The organism is Bradyrhizobium sp. Arg237L (assembly GCF_029990105.1).
Taxonomy (GTDB): Bacteria; Pseudomonadota; Alphaproteobacteria; order Rhizobiales; family Xanthobacteraceae; genus Bradyrhizobium.
Window position 1 is genome coordinate 1 of the sequence record NZ_JAQMIL010000065.1, and the last position, 22,873, is coordinate 22,873.

The following is a 22,873-nucleotide window of genomic DNA, read 5'->3' on the forward strand; positions in this document are numbered from 1 at the left end:
CGCTTTAGGTTATTGTTTGAGCATGATCTTTTCGGAAAACCGCTTCACACTTTTCCGGATCATGCTCTAGCAATCGGCGTCCAAGATTGAAGGCCGCCTTAGCTGGCGGCCTTCTTCATCACAGAGGCGTCTAAGGGTCCAGAACCGGACATCACCTGGCAAAGGGCAGAAGTGGCGCCTTGATTGTGGTAGCGGGCTCAAGCTCGACGGGGCCATGCAGGCAGGACCGCAGGGTTTCGATCTCCGGACAATCCGAGGTGCCAAGCGGGCCGATCAGGAAGCCGCTTTCCAGAGGCTCGCACCTGTAACCCGGATAGCGCTGCAACCTTTGCGCGATCACTACATCGACCTTGCCCTCGAGCAGCTCGTGCAGACCCGCCGGCTGGCTGAGGCGAATGGCTACCTGTGGCTGGGCCACGCGGAACTGCGCCAGGCGCGTCCGCAACCCATCGACGACGAAGCTCGCATATACCCCAATATGCAACAGACTAGTGACGCCCTCAGGCCTGAGTTCGGCAGTGGCGTCGGCGAGGCACCGAAACGCCTGGCGTACTCCCATGAGATAGGCTTCGCCGGGAGAAGTCAGGATTACCTGCCGCGTCCGCCGCTCGAACAGCTGCACCCCCAGCCGCTCCTCCAGTAGGCGGACTTGCTGGCTGACGGCACCGGCAGTGACGTGCAGCTCGTGGGCGGCCTGCTTGAAGCTGAGATGCCGGGCGGCGGCCTCAAAGGCGCGCAGGGCATTGAGTGGCGGCAGCAGATACGTCATGGCCGGCTCCGAGCGATGCGGTGGGGCGGGAGGATGCATGAGTTTCGCTCGCTCTACAAAAGAGAAATCCTGCTTTGTCGCCGGTGAAGGCGGGCGATACCCCATGGCTGACCTACACGCAAAGCCCGAGGAAACCTGCCGCAGTGCCGCCTGAAATGCCGTCGATCGAGACTTCGTATTCCTGGATTCGCCTCGTCGTCTCCATCACCCTCAGTACACTGGGCTGCGTCGGCATGTGGTCTCTGATCGTGGCGTTGCCAGCCGTGCAGGCTGATTTCAACGTGCCTCGCGCCGACGCGACTCTGCCCTACACACTCACCACCATCGGTTTCATGATCGGCGGCATCATTGTCGGCCGATTGGCAGATCGATTCGGCATCTTGCCACCCCTGGTCGGGGGCACGATCCTGATGAGCCTCGGCTACGTCCTCACTGCCTCCGCTCCGAACCTGTCTGTCATCGCGGTTATCTCCGGCGTCACGATCGGACTCGGCGGCGCAGCGAGCTTCGCGCCCCTGGTGGCCGACGCCTCGCTGTGGTTCGATCGGCACCGCGGCCTCGCCATTTCCTTGGCTACTGCTGGCAGCTCTCTTGCCGGAGTGGTCTGGCCACCAATCGTCCAACATTCCATCGCTGCGGTCGGTTGGCGGCAGACCCATGTCGGCATCGGCATATTCTGCCTGGCAACGATGCTGCCGCTCGCGCTGGTTCTGCGGCGGCGGCCGACATCCCACAAGGCTGCGCTCGAAGCGGCGAGCACCGGCAATACCAACCAAGCCATCGGCCTGGCTCCGAGTGTCACCCAAGGTCTGCTGGCCTTCGCAGGCCTGTGCTGCTGCGTCGCCATGTCGATGCCGCAAGTCCACCTGGTCGCCTACTGCGGCGATCTGGGATACGGCCCTGCGCGCGGAGCCGAGATGCTGGCGGTCATGCTCGGCTTTGGTGTGGCGAGCCGTCTGATCCTCGGCTGGGTGTTGAACCCCATCGGCGGCCTGCCGACCTTGCTGCTGGGCTCGGCGATGCAGGCCATTGCACTCGCGCTTTATCTGCCGTTCAACGGGCTGGTCTCACTCTACGTCATTTCCGCTGTTTTCGGCCTGGCGCAGGGTGGCATCGTGCCGAGTTATGCGGTGATCATCCGTGAGCTGTTCCCGGCGCAGGAGGCCGGCTTTCGCGTCAGCCTCGCCATCTCGGTCACTCTCGCCGGCATGGCGCTGGGGGGCTGGATGGCCGGCGCGATCTACGACTGGACCGGTTCCTACGCAGCGGCGCTGCTCAATGGCATCGCCTGGAACATCGTGAATATGGCGATCGCAGTCTGGCTGCTACACCGCAAGCGTCAGTGTGCTGTCGTCGCTTGCGCCGCGACCTAGACTGTACTTGCGACCTAGCCCGCGCGGTGAATACACGATCAAGAACGCTTGCGTTCAGAGGCGCAAATGCTCGGATCGAAGGCTGCAAAGACCGCAGGGACGTTTCCCTGTGCGAAGTCCTCGTAGGCTTTGCGAATAATCATCGCATTTGATCTGGTCACTGGCTTCTCCCTTGTGTTGGCTCATCTCCATTGCCGCATCCATCCGCCCTCTCGACCCAAGGTACGCTCTGCCTCGTTTATGGCGGGGATGCGGAAGGGGCGTAGGCGCGCCCCAATGTCCGGACGTGGCCCTTGTCAGACTCGCGGGTCCGACCGAATGTCCGCTTTGCGCCAAGAGCTGCTCTCCCCGCCGGGTCGCATTATGACCCCGAGCCGACCTTCACGATTCGGCCGCGTACGTTCTGCCTTTCGTCAAGCAATCCATAAATCCTGCGATCACTGCCCCCACTCCACCTCGCCCAAAGCACCCATCGGAATCTTGAGATAGCGGTGACCGTTGCTCTCGGGTTCCGGAAGTCGGCCCCCACGGATGTTGACCTGTAGGGCGGAGAGGATGAGCTTCGGCATCGGCAAGCTCTCGTCCCGTGCTTTACGGAGAGCGACGAACTTTGACTTACCCACTCCCGCGAGGTGGGCATTTCGCGTCTTCTGCTCTGCGACCGTACTTTCCCAGCGGGGCGCACGACCATCGGGCTGATAATCATGACCGGTAAAGATGCGCGTTTCCTCCGGGAGGGCAAGGATGGCCTGCAGCGAATCCCAGAGCTGCTCCGCATTGCCGCCCGGGAAATCGGCGCGTGCCGTGCCGGAGTCGGGCATGAAGATCGTGTCATGCACGAAGGCGGCGTCGCCAATCACGTAGGTGATCGACGCCAGCGTGTGGCCTGGTGAAAAGAGAACGCGCGCGTCGAGCGAGCCGATAGTGAAGCGCTCGCCGTTCTCGAAAAGATGATCCCACTGCGAGCCGTCGGTCTTAAGCTCGGGCCAGTTGTAGATGGACTGCCACAGAAGCTGGACATCGACCACATGTGCGCCGATCGCGGTCGGCGCGCCGGTCTTCTCATGCAGATAGTGAGCGGCGGAGAAGTGGTCGGCATGCGGATGGGTATCGAGAATCCACTGTACGGTCAGTTTCTCCTCCGCCACGTAGCGCAGGATGGCATCGGCGTTCACCGTGGCGACAGAGCCCGATTTTTCATCGAAATCCAGGACGGGATCGATGATCGCGCATTGTCCGGTCGCAGGATCCGACACGACATATTGCACGCTGAAAGTGCGCGGGTCGAAGAAGCCCTTTACGCGCGTCCGCCGCTCAGCCTCGCGTGCTAGCCATTGGGCGGCAACCGAAAGATCGACGCCCCATTGCCCGCCGAGTGCGGGCAGATTCTCGCGGGCCAGGCGCCCATCCAGCACCTCGCCGATGGCATGCAGGTTCGCGGAGCGGATACCGCTTCTGCAATGCGCGAAGACGGGGCCGGTGCTCTCGGACACCGCCTTCTGGAAGGACCGCACATCGGCTTCGGTGATCGTCGTTGCAGTCACGGGTATGAAATGGAAGGCCATGCCTCCCGCCTCGGCTGCCTGTTGCTCAGCCGCGGGGCTCGGCTGGTCCGGGTGTTCGCCGCCCGGCCGGTTGCTGATGACGCCCTTGAAACCGGCCGCGGCAAGATCGGGGAAGGCGCCGAGCTCCGGCTGGGGAGCAATGAAGAGCTTGTCGGAAATCTGCGTTGCGGACGCAACCGGTGTTACGGCGTCGGTCATTTCACCCTCCTGAGGGTACGGCCGAGCATCATTCGGCCGCTGCTATAAGTCTTCGAGCGTCAGGCAAAATGCCCCGGTCATGGAGAGCCGTCTGTGACGCCAGGGAGCTGCCGTAGAGGTGCGAGGGGGGCGAGCGGCAGGAGTTCGAACTGCATGAGGTGCGCCTGCCCTAGCGGCAGGGCTTCCAGCATCGCATGGGCTTCCTTGGGGTCCTTCGCGTTGAGGAGGAAGACAACGCCGTTCCGGTCGGCGAGCGAGAACCACTGTTCGATCTTGCCGGCCAGATAGAGCTTCACAGTCTCGCGGACCTCGGTAGGCAGAATGGCGCGAACGGAGGCAAGGCTGGTGCCCGGGGTGATCGTGCCGATCGCCAGGATGCGGGTGGTCGGCGCGGCGTATTGCTGAGTCTGCGCTTGGCCAGGCATGGTGGCGGCTGTCCAGGCCAGTCCGGCCGCAAGTGCGGCCCACAGCGTTCGTTTCATGGTGAGTCTCCTGCGATCAGGGAGCGCACGCCCGGCCACCAGGGACCGGGCGTCGCTTGTAATCAGGCATTGAGCATGATGCGGGCGGCTTCCTCGGCGGCGTCGATCTGCGGCCAGTGCCCGGCGTCTAGCGCATGGAGCGAGGCTTTTCGGAGCTGAGCCTGGAGGAACGCCGCTGTCGAGAGATGCAGGTAGGGGTCGTTGCGGCCCCAGATGAGCTGCACGGGCACCTCCGCGCGGCGCAGCGCCACGATACGCCCGGTATTTGCAGCAACCTCGTCCTTCAGCTGGCTGGTCATCTGCGCGAATGCGACGGCAGCGCTCGGCTGCTGGCGGAAGTTGGCGTCGATCAGCGGCCCAAGCAATTCCTGGTAGCGCGTCTGGCCTGCCGCCGCCGCATCGCCCAGCAGCAACTGGCGCTGGAACTCGATCAGCCAGGCGAATTGCTGCGGGCTCGCCAGGAAATGGTGCGCCAGCGCTTGCAGCGGTTTGTGCGAGAAAATTTCGATTAACTCCGGCACGAGAAGGCCAGGCGCCTCGCCGTAGAAGACGTTCATCAGCACGACGGATGCGACGCGCTCGGGATGTAGGAGCGCTAGGTTGAGGGCGGCCGGCCCGCCGGCGTCATGGCCGACCAGCACAACGCGGTCGAGCTGCAGGGCATCGAGCACCGCTTCGACGTCGCCGCGCTGCTGGGCGAAACTGTACTGTGCACCCTCCGGCTTGTCGGAGGCGCCGAAGCCGAGGAAGTCCACGGTGATGGCCCGGCGGCCGCCGGCGACGAGGTGCGGGATGAGATCGTCGTAGATGTGCCCGTTATCCGGGAAGCCGTGCAGCATCACGAAGGCAGGGCCGTTACCGGCATAGTCCCGCACATAGATGTTCCCGCCAGCGGTGGGCACGCGGCGTTGGGTGAAAGTGGTCATTTGCTGTCTCCATTGTCTGGCGCGGAAGGCCGTCCAGCCTCCACCGCGCGGTTCATTTCTTTTGTGCGAGAGGTCCGGATTACGCTGCCTGGCCGTAGCGAGCCGCTGCATGCTGGCGGGAGAGGTTGGGGCCAAGGCGGCTGCGGGCGGCATCGAAGCTGTCCCAATCGGCGCGGTCCGGCAGCGAGGGGATGGTGACATCTTCGCCCATGTCGAGGCCGGCGAGCGCAGCGTCCACCAGCTCTTCGGCTTCCATCACCATTTTGGCCGGCAGGGACTCGCCGGCGGGACCCCAGAAGGCGGTGCGGGTGGCGCCCGGAAGCACGGCCTGGACCTGCACGCCTCGGGGCGCCATTTCTTGGCGGAGCGAGATCGTGAGGTTCAGGATATAGGCCTTAGTGCCGCTATAGGCGCCGCTGAAAAGCTCCGGCGCTAGGGCGAGCGCCGAGGATATATTGACGATGGTGCCTCGCCCGGCGGCTGAAAAGGCGCTGGCAGCGGCGGCGGCCAGTCGGGTCGGCGCCGCCACGTTCACGTGGATCATGCGGTCCAGCGCATCAATATCGGCATCTGCGAGGCCCGGGGCGGCGCCAATGCCGGCATTGTTGACCAGCATGGAGATGGCGCTGTCTGTGCGCAGTCGCTCTTCTACGCGTCGGAGATCGGCCACCTTGGTCAAATCCGCGCGGATCGTCTCCACGGCAACACCATGGCGGGTGGTGGATTCGGCTACTGCGGTCAGCCGGCCGGCATCTCGGGCCACCAGGATCAGGTCGTAGCCGCGGCGGCCCAACCGATCGGCATAGACGGCGCCGATGCCGCCGGATGCTCCAGTGATCAGGGCGGCTTTGCGGGTGGAGGTATTCATCTTCGGCTTCCTTTCGGTGTTTCGATGAAAAGGAAGATAGACCCTCCTATCGGGCGCGATAATCATCTAAGATTGGCAATCATTTTCCTGTAGATTGGCACAATCATGGATCGGTTGGATGCGATGTCGACCCTGCTCGCGGTGGTGGAGACTGGGAGTTTCTCGGGCGCATCTCGCAAGATGCGGGTGCCGGTGACAACCGTGAGCAGGCGCGTTGCGGAGCTGGAGGCGCATCTGCGCACCAAGCTGCTGCAGCGCACGACGCGAAAGGTGAAGCTGACAGATGCCGGTGCACCCTATGTCGTGGCCTGCCGCAAGGTGCTGGAGCAGATCAGTGAGGCGGAGCGTAACGCGGCGGGCGAGTACCAAAGCCCCCGCGGCGAACTAACGGTGACGGCGCCCCTCGTGTTCGGGCGGATGCATCTCGTGCCTATCATCGCCGAGTTCATGACGCAGTTCGTCGATGTCCGGCTGAACTGCCGGTTCCACGACCGCAATCTCGATCTGCAGGACGAAGGCATCGACGTCGCGGTCCGCGTCGGCCCACTATCGGACAGCCGCTGGCGCGCCCGGCGCGTCTGCACCGTTCAGCGTGTCGTCTGCGCAAGCCCCCACTATCTTGCGCGGCGCGGCGAGCCCCTCACGCTCGCCGATATCAATACGCATGACTGCGTGAGCTTCCATGGTCTTGATCCGCCGGGAAGCTGGTTGTTCCCGACGTCAGAAGGCACCGCCTCAGTGCCGATCCGCTCCCGCATTATGTTCGATACAATCGAATCGGCGATTGATGCCGGCATTGCGGGAATAGGGCTGATCCGCGTCCTCTCCTACCATGTCCGCCCCGCCATCCGCTCAGGCCTCCTGCGAGAGGTGCTGGCTGAGTTCGCGCCGCCGGAGGCGCCGGTACAGATCATCCATCGCCATGACGAGCTGGTGCCGCTGAAGGTGCGCGCCTTCATCGATTTCAGCGTGCCGCGCCTGGAGACACTACTGGCGTTGTAAATTTCATAAGCTCTGCCCCCAGCACGTCTATCCATGGAATATGCTCGTGGTGCCCGCTTTCGAAGCGGTGCGAAGTCCGTTGACTTCTTCAGTTCGACTTCGAGAGCCTTCAGGCGGCCTTCTGCTTTGCGCACCACTTCCGTTATTGGCCCTTCTCAGACTCGCGGGTCCGACCGAATGTCCACTTTGCGCCAGGAGTCGCCCTCCACGCCAAGTCGCACTTTGACCCAAAGCCTCCTCTCGGGGCCGGCTCTGCTCACGTCAGTGCGGACATTGGTCAGGACCTGCGGACCCAGGCGATGGTCGTTTCCGCCGCCGATCGGCACGTACGAGGGTGAATCGATGCCGCTCTCGGACTTTTGCTCATCCCCAGCGCGGTCGCGGCCTGGCCCGATTCAGCAGGTCACGTGAAAAAGGCCGATCTTCTTCGCATGCGAGCTGTTGAACGTGTGAATCGCCTTGGGCGTCGGCTGCAGCAGGACCGTGCAGCCCTTTCTCGCAAAATACGCGTCAGCTTCCGGCGATAGATGCACATTGCCGAACTGGCCCGAGCCCAGAATGAGCTGCTCACATCCCTTCTCGAAGACGAACTTCGCTTCGTCCTTCGAGAGGACATGCGAGGTGCCGTAGTACTTCTTCGACAGCTTCTTCTTCCGCCTTGCCACTTCGCCGGACAGACGAATGATCACGTCGTGTTCATAGGTCTCTCCGTCAATCGTGATGGTGCCGAATGTAGTGCGTTCGATCTTCATGGACTGACCTCCTCATGATCTCGACACGAGGCCCCGACCCGGCAGACGAGCCTTATTCTACCTGATTGTATCAAGCCGTGCGTAGGTACTTGCGATGTCGCACGCGCGTCCCAGATCGGTCTCTCAGAACCTCAGCGTGAAGCGTCCCTTGACCATGTTGTTGGTGTCGGTCTCGGCAAGCTGGCCGGCATAGAAGATCGAGAGCGAGGTGTTGGCGCTAAACGCCATGTCGAGGCCCGCCTCGATAAGCGCCGCATCGCTGGCGATGGGCACCCCGGAGATGGCGAAGGGCGTCGTGCCGGGGCCGAAGGCGAATAGCGCCTGCGGCGTGATATCGCCGAAGGCGTGCTGCCAGGCGAGCCTGCCCTTGAAGGCCGTGGGGATGGGGCCGAGGAGGAAGGGCACGCTGATGCGGGCACCCAGGGTGGAATAGGTCACGCCCTCGCTGCCGCCGTAGCCGGTCAGCGCGGAGGAGCCGCCGATCTCGGTGAGGCCGCTGAGATCCACGTTGACGTAGGCCAGCCCTGCGAACGGCTCGAGGCTCACGCTGGCGGAGGAGAGCCCATAGCCCACCTCGCCGAACACCTGGCCCGTGCGGGCCGAGGTGTCGGCGGAAAGCGCATTATAGAAGCCGGGGAAGACCACGCTGCGGTCCGCGCTGATGTCCGCCCAGCTATAGGCCCCGCCGAACCGCACCCCCAAGGCCCCGAAGCTCGTTCCGCCATAGACCGCCACATGGGCATTGTCGCTGGAGAAGGACGAGGAGCGCGCATCCACGTGGTAGTTGGACGACGAGTAGCCGGCGGCGAAGCCGAGGCGCCAGTCGCCTGTCCCGCCGGAGAAGGTGCGGTCATAGCCGACGATGATGCCGGAGACATCGCCGGAGATGGTGGCGGCATTGCCGTTGCCGTCGATCCGGCCCCAGGTGCCGAAGCCCTGGGCCCAGAAGGCGTTGGGCGTGCCCGGCAGCTCGATGACGTCGGTGCCGGATCGGGCTTTGGTGGCATAAGCGAGCGGCGCGGCGGCGGGCGCCGCCACCGGCAGCCGAGCCCGGTCCAGCACCGCCCGGCGCAGGATCAGGCTCTCGTCCTGGAGAACGGACATGGCCGACGGATAGACCTCGCCGGAAAGCGCATTGAACACGCCGGGCACGCCGGAGACCGGCAAGGTGACGATAGCGTTGAACAGCGTGTTGCCGATCCCCAGAGCCTGGGCGGCATTGGCCACGGCAAACTCGTTGGCCGTGGTCGCATAGGAAGCGAAGCGCGGGCTGGAGCCGCCACCGCCGCCACCACCCCCACCATTGCTTCCGTCGTCATAGACCAGCGTCAGATAGACGTTCCGGGCGTCGTAACTGAGGGTCGGGGTGAGGAAGGCGAAGTCGGAGGACACCGAGCCGAAGGTGCCGCTCACTGCCCTGGAGGTGGTGAGGATGGCATAGGTGGTGTTGGGGCCATAGACGCCAGGCACGGCGAGCACCTGAACGCCGGCGCCAGTGTCGATGCTCACCGCCCCGGTCGAGGTGATGAGGTCGTGCTGGCCCTGGGGCGTCACATCCACCTGATAGATGGAGCCGGCATTAAAGCTCACGGCGCCGTTCACCGTGAGGGTGCCGGGCGGGTTGCCCGGCGCCACCATGCCACCGCTGCCCACCGACAGAGCGCCGATGGTGCCGCTGCCCTTCAGCAGGCCGCCGGAGAGCACGTTGACAGCTCCGGTTCCCGCCGCCGTCGAGCTGCCCAGAACCAGCGTGCCGGAGGACACCGTGGTGCCGCCGGAATAGCTGTTCGCGCCCGCGAGGACGAGCGTGCCGGCGCCTAACTTCGTGAGGCTGCCGGTGCCCGAAAGCACCTGGGCGATGGTGAAGGTATTCGCTGTATCCGCAATATCGAAGCCGCCGCCATTGGCGCCCAGATTGATGGCGCGGTTCGTGGAGGTGAATGCCGTTCCCGTCACCTGCAGCGTGCCGCCATTCAGCGTTATCCCGCCCGATGGGGCGCCAAGACTTTCGTTGGCAGAGACTGATACGCTGCCCGCTTCGATAAGGGTGCCACCCGAATAAGTATTCGGACCGCTGAGCACCAGCGTTCCGCTGCCGTTCTTTACCAGTGTGCCGCCACCGTCGACGATGCCTGTGAGGGTGAGCTGCGCATCTGTGAGGAATGTGCCGCCACCGCTGCCGAGGGTCACGTTGCGGCTCATGGAAAATGCCTGAGTGTTCTCCAGCGCACCGCCATCGAGGGTGAGCCTCGCGGCGGCACTGCCGATGCTCTCGCTGGCGGCGACGGAGAGCGTGCCACCTCTCACGGTGGCGCTGTTGAAGGCGTTGTTGCCGGAGACGATCCAGGTTCCGCCATCCACCACGAGCGCATTGAAGCCCACATAACTGCCGTCGTATTGGCCGGTGCCCGCGCCCAACAATTCCAGCGTCTTGGGACCGGGACCGGACAGGAGGCCGGCAGACACCGTGCCGTTGATGATGGAGGTCGTGCTGATCTTCAGCGTGACGTCGTAGCCGCTCAGTTCCACATTTCCATTGATGGTGCCGGTATTGATGAGAGCGGATGTGCCGTTGCCTTGCTGGGTTATCGCCATGCCGAGGGGACCCGTCCCCTCTATGGTGCCATGGTTCTCGATGGCGATGGTGCCGGTACCGATGTTGGCGTTTATGCCGGCTCCACCGCGGATGAGGCCGCCGACACCGTTGGTGATCGAGGTGCCGCTCCCGTTCACCCGGATGCCGTCGCCCTGAGGCAGCGTCGCGCCATTGAGTGTGGTGCCCAGGCCGCCCTGTCCTCCGGCTCCCCCTTCGATGGAGCCGGAATTGGAGAGGCTGTTGCCTCCGGCCATGAGAACGCCAGTTCCCCCAGCCCCGCCCGCTCCACCAAAGCCACCTCCCGGCGAGGTGCCGCCATCCGCGCCCGTATTGCCGCCATTGCCACCCGCTCCGCCGACAATCCGGCCGGCATTCATGAGCGTCGCATTTGCCGCGCCTTCCGGCGCTCCCAGCGTGACGCCCGCGCCGCCGGCGCCGCCGTTCCCCCCGTTGGCGCCCCGCGATATGCCTGAATTGCCGCCTATGGCTCCGGCTCCGCCCTCGCCTCCCGTAATGGTGCTCGAGTTGAGCAGCATATTGTTGGCATCGACCACGATGCCGTTGCCGCCGGCACCGCCGTTCCCGGCCTTTGATCCTGTTGCGGCGCCGTTCACTCCGCCTCCGCCCGCGCCGCCGGCGCCACCGGTGACAGACATGCCGTTGGTGAGGGTAATTCCGGTGTCGAGCCGCATGCCGACGCCGCCACCCCCACCATTGCCGCCCGCACCCGGAAGGGCACCCGTGCCTCCCATCCCGCCGGCACCGCCGGCGCCGCCATTCATCACGGCCTGATTGGTGATGCTGGAGGGGATCGCCTCCGAGAGAATGCCTCCCGTCCCGCCCATCCCGCCGGCACCGCCAGCGCCTCCGACGGGGAATCCCGTCGAACCGCCCGAGCCCGCGCCGCCGGCGCCCCCGGCATAGCTATTGGTCCCGCTGATAATGCCGGCGCTATCTATGATGACGGTTGGCGTCCCACCGGCTCCGCCACCCGGCGTGCCTGGCGCTCCGACGAAGTCATCCGCCGAAACGGGACCTCCAAGGACGACCAGAAAAGGTAATGCCACACCGCAGGACAGGGCTGATCGCTGTAACACGCGCGCGCGGAAGCTACCGACCCCAACCCTGCCCAGCCCAAACGCACTCATCACCAATTCCCTTGTGTCGATCGACGCAGAGAATCCTTTCTAGCGGCAAGGAAGGCGGCATCATTGATCGAGCGTCCCAACGCCTGGGCGCTTCACTCACAGTGACCCAGTTGGGAGATCCACCCCAGCAGTTCCGTCCTCCGCATGCCGGCCCAACTGAGGTCGAGGCTCGCAAAATGGCGCCTCGCAGGGTCGGCCGCATCGCGCACGTCGCCGGGTGTCAGGCCAAAGCTGCGTTGGAAGGCGCGCACGAAGGCGGCATCGCTGGAGAAGCCGCATTCGACGGCCACATCGATGATGCGGCGCTGGCGCAGACCCGGCGAGGAGAGCAGCGAAAAGGCATGCAGCAGCCGCCGCCGCTGGATGAGCCTGACCAGCCCGCCCTCAGCCTCGAGCGCGCGATAGAGGGCCGAGCGCGAAACGTTGAACCGCGCACAGATCGTGGCGACATCGAGAGCGCCATCATCGATATGACGCTCCACATGCGAGAGCACCTCCTGCAGGATCTTCGCGTTGCGCGGATGCGGCGTTTCGTCCGCGAACTCGGCGCGGGCGCCGAATGCCTGCGCTATGAGCGGCATTGCGGCTCGAACCTCGGCCGCGCCCTCTTCGAGCGTCATGAACCGGGCCCGTCGCCAGAGCGAGAGCAAAAGCCCGCCGACAAGCCTGGCCTGCGGCGAGCCCGCCGGGAGGATGGTTCCGCCGGCCGCGTCGGGCTCGCTCAACATGGGCGCCAAAAGGCATCGCGGCACGATGAAGACCAGCGAGTGAGCGAAGCCGCCATTCACGGGAGCCGTCGTCCAGTAGCGGCCGACATGCGTCATGTCGATGAGGCCGACGTCTCCCGGACGGACGGTGAAGCCGCGCCTTTCCGTTTCCGCGTGGGTCTGGCCTTGGAGATGGAATTGCAGTTGGTAATGATCGGCGCTGCCGCGCCTCACATGTCCTGGCGTCCGGTCATACAAGAGAGAGCTGACGCGCCCATCGACCAGAAGAGCCTGACCAAGGTGGGCCGTTGCTGTGACGTTGCCGAACTCCCCCGCCGCGCCTAGCAGAAAGAGGTCCGTCAGCTCTGCCGTCAGATCGCGCATGGCGGAAAAGCCGAGGGCCGAACGATCGAGGCGTGAAGCGGAAATGATGATCCCGTTTGGCCGCGCTTCAGCGGCGCCCCGTGGCACGTCCCTGTTCCTCATCTCAAATCTCTACATGGTGTCGTCCGTTCTAAATCTGCGGAGCGATCGGCGCCAGAGGCCTAATCCGCCAGCTTCCATTTCCTTTGCGCACCTTCGGCTCCGTGGGGCTAGACGCCCTGTGCGCAACGAAGCGGCATGCGATGGCAGATCGGGTCACGGCGTGAGGTCCGCGTCGCATTCCCTGAGCGAGACGCATCACCACTGTCCGATCATTGCGTTGCGGAGGGCCTCGGCTGTCTTGTGGGCACGTTCGATTTCGGCGACGCAAGCCGACGGTACTGGTGGCAACCTGCCGAAAGTGCATAGCGCGTGCGGGGCGCTTCGAGCAATTTCCAAACAGGAAACCATCAAAGCACATGAAGGGCAGTCGTCGGCCCGACCTTTCAATGTGGAGGCGTTCTTCCAAGGGCGCCCGCGGCCAAGAAATCAAACACACACGAATCGTCCGCGTTTGAGGGGGACCAACTCAGAGAGCAGGAAAGGCTCAAGGCGCGAAAATGACGGCCCCTTCCAAGCCAGCCCAACCATTCGAAGGAAGGGAGAGTCCCATGAAACGTCTATCATTGGTCATCGGCATGCTGGCCGCGCTCGCGGCTCCCGGTGCATCGGCTCAATCGATTGACTGACCGGCATCTATACGTGCGTCGACAAGTGTCGGGGAAGCCTGCCTGCCCATGTGACGCAGAACGGATATAGCGTGAATCTTTTGACCGCGTCCCTGGCCTATCGGCACGCTCTATCACCGCGACACCGTGCTGCCGCCGCGCCTCCTGAAGCGTTTGCGCAGCGAGGGCGACCTCGATCCCGCCTCTCGCCCTAACAGACATCGCTTTGCAGCGTCCACCCTTCGCCCGGTCCACTGTGTTAAATTGCGTGAGAAGTCCGGCGATCGGGGCTTCCGTCGACAGATGCGCCTTCGCAGGCCTCTCCAATGTGCTATTCTGATCGCAGAGGCCATAGGTATACCATGACGGGTATTGCAGAGTGGCTAGCATCGATCGGCTTGGGAGAGTACGCCCAGCGTTTCGCCGAGAACGCCATCGACCTCTCGGTCGTCGGCGATCTCACGGAGCAGGACCTCAAGGATCTCGGCGTCCTGCTTGGGCACCGGCGCAAGATTCTGCGCGCGATTGCAGAACTCAAGAGTGAAATCCCTGTATCGGCCCGAACGGGCGCCAAACCAGCGCCGCGGGACAGCGCCGAGCGGCGCCAACTCACGGTCATGTTTTGCGATCTGGTGGATTCGTCGGCACTTTCGGCGCGACTAGATCCGGAAGACTTGCGCTCGGTCATCAGCGCCTATCACGACTGCATCGCGGAGGTTATCTCCCGGAATGAGGGCGTCATCGCGCGATACATGGGGGATGGCGTGCTTGCCTATTTCGGCTATCCCCAGGCGCACGAGGACGATGCCGAGCAGGCGACACGCGCGGGGCTGGCACTGGTCGATGCCGTGGCCAACCTCCAGACGGACATCGGCACCAAGCTACAGGTCCGCATTGGTATCGCCACCGGCATGGTCGTCGTGGGCGACCTGACCGGTGAAGGTGCCGCCAGGGAGCAGGCGGTCATTGGTGAGACACCGAACCTGGCTGCTCGCCTGCAGCAGTTCGCCGAACCCGGTATGGTGCTGATTTCCGAGAGTACGCACCAGCTCACCGCCGGATATTTCGAATACCGCGACCTCGGCTCGATCGCGCTCAAGGGATGGGCGGAGCCAGTACCTGCCTGGCAGGTGCTCGGGATAAGCCGAGTGGAAAGCCGCTTCGAGGCGCAGCGCAAGACTCGATTAACACCGCTGATCGGGCGTGACGAGGAGATCGAGCTGCTGTTGCGGCGCTGGCAGCATGCCGCGTCAGGCGAAGGCTGCGTGGTGGTTCTAACTGGAGAGCCAGGCATCGGTAAGTCGCACATTGCGCTGGCGCTTCAAGAGCGACTCCGGACCGAACCACACATTACGGTACGCCATTTCTGCTCGGCGCACCACACCAACAGTGCGCTGTATCCATTCATCGCCAATCTCGAACGTGCTGCCCGGTTCGAGCGAGGCGAGACGCCGACGGAGAAGTTTGCCAAGCTTGAAGCTCTGCTCTTGCGGTCTGGCGCTGAAGCAGACCGTGTGGTGCCGGCTCTGGCCAACCTTCTGTCGCTGCCGCTCAGCGAGCGCTACCGCCTGCCCGAGCTGAGTCCGCAGAAGCGCAAGGAGATGACGCTGGCGGCGTTCCTGGCTCAGCTCGACGCATTGGCGGCGCGGCAGCCAGTGTTTGTCATCTTTGAGGATGCCCATTGGGCGGACCCGACTTCGCTGGAGCTGCTCGCGGTTACACTGGAAAGGATGCCGCGACTTCGCGTGCTGCTGCTGATCACCGCCAGACCAGAGTTCACGCCGCCCTGGCCTGGTCATGCACATGTGACGACGGTCCCGCTCACACGGCTGAGCCGGCGCAGCGGGGCGGCATTGGTCAAGCGCATCACAGCCGGCAAGACGCTCCCGGAGGAGGTCATGGACCAAATCCTCTCCCGTACCGATGGCGTGCCCCTGTTCGTCGAGGAACTGACCAAGGCCGTGCTCGAAACCGGGCTGCTGCAGGAGCGGGACGACCATTACATGCTCAGCCGTCCGCTACCCTCGATGGCGATTCCAACGACATTGAACGCATCCCTGATGGCCAGACTAGACCGATTGGCCCCGGTAAAGGACGTGGCTCAGATCGGCGCAGTTGTGGGGCGCGAGTTCTCTTACGAACTGCTGAGGGCCGTTACCGGGTTGCCGAGGCAGAGGCTTGAGGAGGCGCTTGCCCAGTTGGTTCGGGCGGAGCTGATATTCTGCCGGGGCGAGATACCTCGCGCGGTCTACACCTTCAAGCATGCGCTCGTGCGGGACGCTGCCGAAGCCGGACTTCTGAAGAGCCGACGCGCAGCGCTGCATGCCACCATCGCAGACGTCTTCGAGCAACGGTTCCCGGAAATTGTGGAGACTCAACCCGAGACTCTCGCACTCCACCTGACGGAGGCGGGACTGTTCGAAAAGGCAGGAGCATATTGGCTCCAGTCAGGCAAGAAGGCGGCGATGCGCTCCGCCAACCTCGAAGCCATCGCACACTTGCGGAAAGGCATCGAGATCTTGGCCCATTCGGCCGACGGCGCACAGAAGGACAGACGGGAGCTTGATTTCCAATTCGCGCTGGGACCATGCCTAATCGCGACCGAGGGGCCGGCCTCGCCACATGCGGTGGCGACCTTCACTCGTGCGCGCGAGCTATGCCAGCGCCTCGGAGATCCCCCCGAGGAACTACAAATCATGTTTTGGTTGACCACCGCGAGCGTCATGCGTGGTGAGTTGCCGGTCGCCGAGGAAATGATCTCGGCGCTGCTCGATCTCGCGGAGGCGCGCGGCGATCGACCAACATTGCTCAACGCGATGCGTGGGCAAGGGATGATTCGTCTTTTCATGGGACATCTTGCAGGCGCCCACGACGTGATCGAACGGGCCTTCGAAGCGTTCGAGGCGAGCAGCGAGCAGGACAGATTGGCGGCGCGTGCCGCCGGCCAGGATGCGGGCGTGGCCGACCTTGCCCTGATGTCATGGGCGCTCTGGCTGCTGGGCCGCGCAGATACGGCACTCGCACGCCTGAATGCCGCCATTCGGCGTGCCGACGCCATCAGTCATCCGCATTCGCAGGCCTATGGATGTTATTATGCGTCCATTCTCCACGCTCTTCGGGGCGAGTTCCTGACTGCACACCGCTATGCCGAACGCTGTCTCGCCTTGTCGGAGGAACACGGATTCCGGCAATGGCGAGGATTGGCGCGCGCCGTCCGGGGGATAAGCGCCACCTTTCTTGATCCTTCGTCCGCCGCGCTCGCGGAAATCCGGACTGCGATGAAGGAACATCACAGCGCGGGCTATCAGCTCGGCATCACAGCACTCTACGTGCTCCTCTGTCCGGCCTTGCTATCGAGCCAACAATGCGAAGCTACGCTGGAGCTTATCGAACAGGGCCTAGCTACAACCAGGCGTAATAGCGAACGGATATTTGAGGCCGAACTGTATCGACTGAAAGCGCGCGTGTCGCTCTTCCATGGCGTACCGGAAGCCGGCACCGAGGCGCAATCAATGCTCGATCACGCATTGACAATTGCAAGAAGCCAGCACGCCAAGGCCCTTGAACTTCGAGTTGCCGTAGACCTTGCCGCCTTGTGGATCGATCAGGGCGGCAGGCGCGAGAAAGCGCTCGAGCTGCTCGCGCCCATCTACGCCTGGTTCACCGAGGGCCTTGATACGCAGGATCTAAGGCAAGCAAAGGCATTACTCGACCGGCTGCGGTAATTTCGCTTGGACGACCGATATCGTGGCCTGGCTCAGAAGGTCGGCCGTAAAGCTACTTTACCTTGGCGTTAAGCCGCTCGCTTCTGACAATCATGATACGTATCTAGCACCTCCCCCCATCCCTGCGGGTCGTTCTTCTTCGGATCCTCATTTATGAAATGTGGCCCGGCATGCTCCGAAAGCCCTTTGTGTTTGTTGTATGCTTTGATTGCTTGTTCCGTAGCAGCCTTCCCCAGCTTTCGCCCCATATCCAGGTTGCTGTGATTCCATTTGAAACTGATGTGCCCCGGCACCCGAATCTCGACGACGGTGCCTTCCCACTTCTTGTCCCCGGGTTTTGGTGGGTCGTACCGCACATGGTATTTGAACAGCCTGACGTCATCTTCGCCAACGGTCGCAGCGAACAATTGGCAGAGATTTGCCAGCGCATCGTGAAGGTTTTGCGGCTTGCGGACTTGCTTGGCATCGACGATCCTGCTCACCCATATTTCGTGTAGCGGATCGTCTGGCTTATGGTGCTCCTCGAGCAAGCTCTCGAAGTTGACCGTGTCGACCAGGGCTCCTTCGCAGTATGTAACTCCGTCGATCCGTACGGTTTCTTCGACGAAGGGAAGGGCTGAACACGCACATAGGCTGGATGCGCTGATGGGCCCCTTGTACTCTTTCTCGTCGGCTTTCTGGGTCATTGGACGGTTGGAAAACAACGCAAGCTTATGTGCGTCAAGATTCCAGGCGTTGTGAAATATGCATGGCGTTCCAGGTTTTTTCAGCGCCTCGAAATTTATGCTCTTCATAAACTGGCTGTGCGGATAGTTGATCCTGGAGAGGCCAGTGACGTGGGACAGATACATCATGGACGTGAGATAACGAACGAAAGGATTAGGTGCCAGCACCTGATTGAGAATCCATCCGTTTACGTCTCCCCTGTCCAGGTTCGTAAACTTCTTCCCGCCGTCTGTGTCAGGCTGTTGAGCGAACCAGAGCGACATGGACTCCCTGTAGGCATTCATGATGCTGGATGGGCTCCATAAATCCTTATAGGTATTGGGATCTGTGACGAAGTTGGTCACAGCCTTGCCAATGCTCTCCCAATCCGGACCGAACACGGTGTTTATGGGAAAGCGCCTATAGCCTTCATCGTCTCGAAACACGCCATTCTTGAAGAACTGATAGGTCTTTTCCGCCCTATCTTTATTTGCAACGTGATCAAACTGATTGTAGACGATCCCAACCCAAGCGCCGATGCAGGACAATGCCCACACATCAAAGGTTATATCTGCGTCGGCAAGAGCTTCCAGAACCCCAATGTGCAGGCCTGCTGCCGGACCGCCACCGCCGAGCGCTATCGCTCTCTTCACCATTGGTTCCTCCATCTAATCTGTCGTGTGGCTCATTCTCCGATCGAATTTCTGAATTGCGTAGAGATGACGAGATCAGTCGTTCTTGGACAGGCTCATAGATCCAGAATTGCGAAACACCCAGAATTGCGAAACACGTGTGTGCGACGGAGCGGTGGACGTCGATGTTCGACGCTTTCTCGAACATGCTGATCGCACTGGCGCCCGTCGGACAAGAGCCGGCGTTAACGTATCGCGGTCTGGCCCATCCATCTGTGAACCGGTTCACGCAAGATATTTATCGCTGACGATAGTACGCAGTCCCTGTAGTCCAATCGCGGCTTCCGCTGTTGGCCTTCTGAAACAGACCGACCTCTCCCAAATGTTCGCTCTGAGAAGTAGACCAGACCTCTTTCCGTGGAATCCCACCGCCGGCTTATGACCCGAAGCGGCCTCCGGAACATCAAACAACTTTGCATCTGCCTGTTGCCATTTCAGAAGCGTTGGGCCGATGCGCTCGCGGGGCCGGCTATCACCATCATTCAAATTCGGTCACACGGGTCGGCAAGGCGATATTCTCGAATGACACGTTCTAGTTTTGGTTGTGTCAAGATAAAAATGCATGTAGATTAATTTTATTGCGCTTTCAGATGTAAAGCGGAGCGAGCTCGGGGTGGCGTCGAGCACTCAATTTGCCTTGTGCAGCTTGTTAGATCTGCGTCCGCCGCATCTCGCGGGCGTCAGGCTCTGTTCTCGGCCATCGCGATGTTAGCCGTCGAATTTGAGGGTGGCCCATCCAGAATGGCCAGACGACGATCGATGGCGCTGATGACCTGGCGTGAAAAAGGTCCAAGGTGCGCGTAGGCCGCAATCATGGCTACCGCGATTCGTGCCGAGGACGAGTCTCGCTTGGCGCTGTTGAGGAAGGTTCGCCAAAACGGATCGTGCGCTTCGGGAATGGCGGTGACGACGCGATGCACGGTCTCCAGCGCCCGCACCTTGCCACGGATGTCACCGACAGGCAGTTCCTGGCGTTGCCTCGAACGGTCGAGCATCGTCATCAATCGGTCGACACGGCTCGCATACGCGGCAGGGTGATAGACGCTCTCCAGAATTTGTCTGTAGTCCATCAGGATGTCGCGCATCGGACGCGTCGGATCGAAATTGATGCCGTCGGTGCACTGATCGCCGCCGATGGTTGGCCCCATATCATGATTGGGGTGCAGCCGACCCTCGCGGGCAAGGCGGCGTGTGAGCTGCGTGTTTGGCAAGGCATAGAGCAGGCCAACCATGCAGACGGGGATGGCTGCCTCCTCGATGAAGTCGACCATGGCGCCCGCGATCGAGACTTTCTCGCTGTCGAAGCCCACGATGAAGCCCGCCGTGACGAGCATCCCGGCGCCGTATATCCTGTGAATGCTCTCCGCGATATCGCGCCGGGTGTTCTGCTTCTTCTTGGTCGCGGCCAGGGTCGCCGGGTCCGGACTTTCGATGCCGACGAAAATGCCGAAGAAGTTGGCCGCGGCCATCATCTCCAGGAGTTCCCGATCATCGGCCAGATTGATCGAGGCTTCCGTCGAAAACTCGAACGGATAATCGTGCGCGCGTTGCCAGGCGGCGAGTTCCGGAAGAAACAGCTTGAGCGACTTCTTGTTGCCGATGAAGTTATCGTCGACGAAGTCGAGATGGCCGCGATATCCCATCTCGTAGAGCGCATCGAGCTCGGCGAGCATCTGCGGGGTGGTCTTGGTCCGCGGCACCCGTCCGTAAAGTTCGATGATATCGCAAAACTCGCAGGTGAAGGGGCAGCCGCGCGAATACTGCACACCGAGATAGAGATAGTCTTCAAAGTTGAGCAGGTCGAAACGCGGCACTGGCGTCTTGGTGACGTCGGCCTGGAACTTGGGCGCTGTGAACACGCCCGATCGGGCGCCGCTCTCCCAAGCCGCAATGAACTCGCCAATAACACCCTCGGCCTCACCGAGCACCTGAAAGTCGGCTGCGGCATAGATGTGCGGACTGGAGGTCGGGTCGGGGCCACCGACAGCCACCGGCTTGCCCTGTGAGCGACAAAGCTCGATCAGCCGCAGCGTGTCAGCCTGTTGCGGCAACATTCCGCCGGTGAAGACGACGTCAGCCCAGGCAAGATCATCGTCCGAGAGCGACGCCGTATTGCAGTCGACCAGGCGCACCGTCCAGTGGCCCGGTAACATCGCGGCGACGGAAATCAGGCCGAGGGGAGCCGCGGGGCGGCGAACGCCCATCAACTTGCAGGATTCGCCAAAGCTCCAGAACGAGTCCGCGGCGAAGCGCGGATAGAGCATAAGCACGTTGCACGTACGCGGCGTGTCCATGTTTCCTAAGATGGCGTGTCCTAAGATGGCCCATGTCTCGGCCCATCCCCTTACGAGACGAACCTAGCCCCGGCAAGGGCGTACTGGAGCTAAGCTGATGATTCTTACGGGTGCAACAACCGGCTCCGGAGCCAGCAACTGCTACGATCCTTTTTCCAAGGACGTGGCAGAAATGGCACGCAATTGAGCGATTTTTGTGTTCGCGCAGGAGTGATACAGCAGCTCTTGAGACTCAATTTTGGAACTCGCACTCTCCTGCGGCAATCTGCCGTCCACGGTCCGCTTCGCGGAGCATAATGCATGACCGACCTTACCTTGGCGAACGGCAATGTACGACTTGCCGCATCAGTCGATGGCCCGATGGATGCGGTGCCTGTCTTGTTCCTGCATGGGGCAAGCGTAAGTCGTGATACGTGGGACGAAACCAGGCAACGATTGATCGATCGATATTGCGTTTGGACGCTCGATTTTCGTGGTCACGGCCACTCCGATCGCGCGCCGAACTATGACCTTGCGGGTTACATCTCCGATGCCGAGACTGCTCTGGCGGCGATAGGCCGTCCGGCAATCGTCGTTGGGCATTCGCTGGGCGCGTGCGTGGCCGGTGTGCTCAGCCAAACCAATCCGAACATTCGGGCCGTATTCCTTGAGGACCCGCCGTGGTTCCTGGGACGTCTGGAGGAATGGAGCAACTCGATATTCTCGAAGTTGTTCTCACTCTTGCTGTTGCGGCTGACGAAATGGCAGCAGGAGCCTCCGCCGTTCACAACCTATGTCGAGTTTCTTTCCAATGGGCCTGACCGCTTGGGAGGTGTCGTCAAGGACCACATATCGGCCCGCCATTTGCTCAGCCACGCTTCCGCGATACAGCGCGTCGACCCGCGTTGTCTTCGTGATGACTGCTTGAAAGAGGCGTTGTCATCGATATCAACCGAGCGACCGTTCTTGTGCCCAGCAAAGCTCGTTCGAGGCGAAGAACGGTTCGGAGGAGCATTTTCGGATGAACACGCCGGCAGTCTGCTGGCGACCAATCCCCATCTTGAAGTTGTCCAATACAAACAGTGCGGCCATCATCCGCATCGCATGCTGGGGTTTGAACAGCGGTTCTTTGATGATCTTGAGGACTTCATTGCGAAGACCTGAACGGCGGTAGCGACAGTCGATCGCAAGCGCCGCCGTACGGCACGCCTCTAGGCCAACGCCTTTTGGCGACGCACCATTTCAGCAATCCAGACGGGCGCGTAAGGCGGCGTACAGCCCGGCGACGCCGGATAGTCGACGAGAACCTGAAGCTTTTCGCCAATGCCGATGGCGCGAGGGCGGTATCTGCGGTGACGGATGCCAATCTCGGCAAGGCAGTGGTTCATCGACCACTGCTTGGGTGCAGGCGCATCCTTCATCTCCATCTCGATTTGGTCCAGCAGGCCGCCCAAGTCCAACCCATCAGCACGCTTGATCACGCGATCAGTCGTTAAGCTCCAGCCGGCCCGTCCGACCAGATCCGTGCCGTCCTTCCAGCGTAGACGCAGCTCTTCAGCATGCTTCCCAGGCTTGACGATGTTGGTGATAAACCAGTCCAGGAGCTTTGGCGCGCCAATGTCGTGGATCATCGCGTCGAGCTCATCGGCGGAGAAGGCTTTTGGCCTGGCGATCAGGGTCGCCAGCAGCCGTGCAGCCGTGTCACCGGTGGCCCAGAGCTCTTTTGCCAGCTCATGCTGGGTCTTCACGCGCTTGGCGACCGCACGCACTGCAGACAGATTGACGCCATGATCGTCGCCGCGTTCTTCATTGGTTGCGCGCAGCTTTGGATCTTCCAGCAAGGCCAGTTCGGCCATGACGTCGGTAGCTGCGGACATGCAGTTCCTCCATGATCGCCTAAGCATAAGTAATTCTCGGACGTAGACCTATATATCGGACGTAGACCTATATAACAGGTTGTGGTCGCCGACGACCAGAGAGCCGCGAACCACCCTCGAAATA

The 22,873-nt window shown here is 62.2% G+C and carries 15 protein-coding genes and 1 pseudogene; 5 read left to right on the forward strand and 11 right to left on the reverse strand.

Translation table 11 applies throughout. The features are described from left to right. Positions 1-151 precede the first annotated feature (151 nt). Positions 152-769: a LysR family transcriptional regulator gene (locus tag OZ411_RS31520; protein WP_282531083.1), complete on the reverse strand. Its 618-nt coding sequence runs from the start codon at positions 767-769 to the stop codon at positions 152-154. 155 nt (positions 770-924) lie between these two features. Between OZ411_RS31520 and OZ411_RS31525 the strand changes: the two genes are divergently transcribed. Beyond that, on the forward strand, positions 925-2,142 hold the full coding sequence (locus OZ411_RS31525) for an MFS transporter (protein ID WP_282531111.1): 1,218 nt from the start codon (positions 925-927) through the stop codon (positions 2,140-2,142). A 437-nt stretch (positions 2,143-2,579) separates the two neighbouring features. On the opposite strand, the gene blh is transcribed toward OZ411_RS31525, so the two are convergent. From blh to OZ411_RS31545, 4 genes are all read right to left on the reverse strand, one after another. Next, positions 2,580-3,905 (reverse strand): bifunctional sulfur transferase/dioxygenase Blh, encoded by a 1,326-nt coding sequence (gene blh, locus OZ411_RS31530; protein WP_282531084.1) that lies wholly within the window; start codon positions 3,903-3,905, stop codon positions 2,580-2,582. Positions 3,906-3,982: 77 nt separating this feature from the next. Further along, positions 3,983-4,387, reverse strand: coding sequence for a hypothetical protein (locus OZ411_RS31535; protein WP_282531085.1), 405 nt, complete (start codon positions 4,385-4,387; stop codon positions 3,983-3,985). A 62-nt stretch (positions 4,388-4,449) separates the two neighbouring features. Further along, entirely contained in the window at positions 4,450-5,313 is an 864-nt protein-coding gene (locus tag OZ411_RS31540; protein ID WP_282531086.1) for an alpha/beta hydrolase, read from the reverse strand. Positions 5,314-5,392: 79 nt separating this feature from the next. Continuing rightward, on the reverse strand, positions 5,393-6,181 hold the full coding sequence (locus tag OZ411_RS31545) for an SDR family oxidoreductase (protein ID WP_282531087.1): 789 nt from the start codon (positions 6,179-6,181) through the stop codon (positions 5,393-5,395). 105 nt (positions 6,182-6,286) lie between these two features. Between OZ411_RS31545 and OZ411_RS31550 the strand changes: the two genes are divergently transcribed. After that, a complete protein-coding gene (locus OZ411_RS31550; RefSeq protein WP_282531088.1) occupies positions 6,287-7,183 on the forward strand; it encodes a LysR family transcriptional regulator in 897 nt (298 codons plus the stop codon). Positions 7,184-7,578: 395 nt separating this feature from the next. Here OZ411_RS31550 and OZ411_RS31555 read toward each other — a convergent pair whose 3' ends face one another. From OZ411_RS31555 to OZ411_RS31565, 3 genes are all read right to left on the reverse strand, one after another. After that, positions 7,579-7,935, reverse strand: coding sequence for an MTH938/NDUFAF3 family protein (locus OZ411_RS31555; protein ID WP_130581670.1), 357 nt, complete (start codon positions 7,933-7,935; stop codon positions 7,579-7,581). A 123-nt stretch (positions 7,936-8,058) separates the two neighbouring features. Then, positions 8,059-11,679 carry an autotransporter domain-containing protein gene (locus OZ411_RS31560; protein WP_282531089.1) on the reverse strand — a complete coding sequence of 1,207 codons (3,621 nt, stop codon included), beginning with the start codon at positions 11,677-11,679 and terminating at the stop codon, positions 8,059-8,061. 92 nt (positions 11,680-11,771) lie between these two features. Next, positions 11,772-12,872, reverse strand: a complete 1,101-nt coding sequence (locus OZ411_RS31565) for a helix-turn-helix domain-containing protein (protein ID WP_282531090.1) — start codon at positions 12,870-12,872, stop codon at positions 11,772-11,774. Between the two features lie 713 nt (positions 12,873-13,585). On the opposite strand from OZ411_RS31565, the pseudogene OZ411_RS31570 reads away from it, so the two are divergent. Further along, positions 13,586-13,672, forward strand: a pseudogene (locus OZ411_RS31570) (N-formylglutamate amidohydrolase); the annotation flags it as partial. Between the two features lie 167 nt (positions 13,673-13,839). Beyond that, complete coding sequence (locus tag OZ411_RS31575; RefSeq protein WP_282531091.1) at positions 13,840-17,202, forward strand: adenylate/guanylate cyclase domain-containing protein; 3,363 nt, start codon at positions 13,840-13,842, stop codon at positions 17,200-17,202. A gap of 68 nt (positions 17,203-17,270) precedes the next feature. Here OZ411_RS31575 and OZ411_RS31580 read toward each other — a convergent pair whose 3' ends face one another. Continuing rightward, complete coding sequence (locus OZ411_RS31580) at positions 17,271-18,563, reverse strand: patatin-like phospholipase family protein (RefSeq protein WP_282531092.1); 1,293 nt, start codon at positions 18,561-18,563, stop codon at positions 17,271-17,273. Positions 18,564-19,279: 716 nt separating this feature from the next. Beyond that, entirely contained in the window at positions 19,280-20,893 is a 1,614-nt protein-coding gene (locus OZ411_RS31585) for a B12-binding domain-containing radical SAM protein (RefSeq protein WP_130580644.1), read from the reverse strand. A 300-nt stretch (positions 20,894-21,193) separates the two neighbouring features. Here OZ411_RS31585 and OZ411_RS31590 point away from each other — a divergent pair, with 300 nt between their 5' ends. Next, on the forward strand, positions 21,194-22,036 hold the full coding sequence (locus tag OZ411_RS31590; RefSeq protein ID WP_130580645.1) for an alpha/beta hydrolase: 843 nt from the start codon (positions 21,194-21,196) through the stop codon (positions 22,034-22,036). Between the two features lie 47 nt (positions 22,037-22,083). Here the strand turns inward: OZ411_RS31590 and OZ411_RS31595 are convergent, their stop codons facing one another. After that, the gene (locus OZ411_RS31595; RefSeq protein ID WP_282531093.1) at positions 22,084-22,749 is read right to left on the reverse strand and encodes a DNA alkylation repair protein; all 666 of its coding nucleotides are present in this window, start codon (positions 22,747-22,749) and stop codon (positions 22,084-22,086) included. Positions 22,750-22,873 lie beyond the last annotated feature (124 nt).

What these genes read in the sequence shown, in the direction of transcription:
- OZ411_RS31525 (WP_282531111.1), top strand. Translation starts at nt 925, where the DNA reads ATGCCGTCGATCGAGACTTCGTATTCCTGGATTCGCCTCGTCGTCTCC.
- OZ411_RS31520 (WP_282531083.1), bottom strand. Translation starts at nt 769, where the DNA reads ATGACGTATCTGCTGCCGCCACTCAATGCCCTGCGCGCCTTTGAGGCC.
- blh (WP_282531084.1), bottom strand. Translation starts at nt 3,905, where the DNA reads ATGACCGACGCCGTAACACCGGTTGCGTCCGCAACGCAGATTTCCGAC.
- OZ411_RS31585 (WP_130580644.1), bottom strand. Translation starts at nt 20,893, where the DNA reads ATGGACACGCCGCGTACGTGCAACGTGCTTATGCTCTATCCGCGCTTC.
- OZ411_RS31595 (WP_282531093.1), bottom strand. Translation starts at nt 22,749, where the DNA reads ATGTCCGCAGCTACCGACGTCATGGCCGAACTGGCCTTGCTGGAAGAT.
- OZ411_RS31535 (WP_282531085.1), bottom strand. Translation starts at nt 4,387, where the DNA reads ATGAAACGAACGCTGTGGGCCGCACTTGCGGCCGGACTGGCCTGGACA.
- OZ411_RS31575 (WP_282531091.1), top strand. Translation starts at nt 13,840, where the DNA reads ATGACGGGTATTGCAGAGTGGCTAGCATCGATCGGCTTGGGAGAGTAC.
- OZ411_RS31540 (WP_282531086.1), bottom strand. Translation starts at nt 5,313, where the DNA reads ATGACCACTTTCACCCAACGCCGCGTGCCCACCGCTGGCGGGAACATC.
- OZ411_RS31545 (WP_282531087.1), bottom strand. Translation starts at nt 6,181, where the DNA reads ATGAATACCTCCACCCGCAAAGCCGCCCTGATCACTGGAGCATCCGGC.
- OZ411_RS31580 (WP_282531092.1), bottom strand. Translation starts at nt 18,563, where the DNA reads ATGGTGAAGAGAGCGATAGCGCTCGGCGGTGGCGGTCCGGCAGCAGGC.
- OZ411_RS31560 (WP_282531089.1), bottom strand. Translation starts at nt 11,679, where the DNA reads ATGAGTGCGTTTGGGCTGGGCAGGGTTGGGGTCGGTAGCTTCCGCGCG.
- OZ411_RS31550 (WP_282531088.1), top strand. Translation starts at nt 6,287, where the DNA reads ATGGATCGGTTGGATGCGATGTCGACCCTGCTCGCGGTGGTGGAGACT.
- OZ411_RS31565 (WP_282531090.1), bottom strand. Translation starts at nt 12,872, where the DNA reads ATGAGGAACAGGGACGTGCCACGGGGCGCCGCTGAAGCGCGGCCAAAC.
- OZ411_RS31590 (WP_130580645.1), top strand. Translation starts at nt 21,194, where the DNA reads ATGACCGACCTTACCTTGGCGAACGGCAATGTACGACTTGCCGCATCA.
- OZ411_RS31555 (WP_130581670.1), bottom strand. Translation starts at nt 7,935, where the DNA reads ATGAAGATCGAACGCACTACATTCGGCACCATCACGATTGACGGAGAG.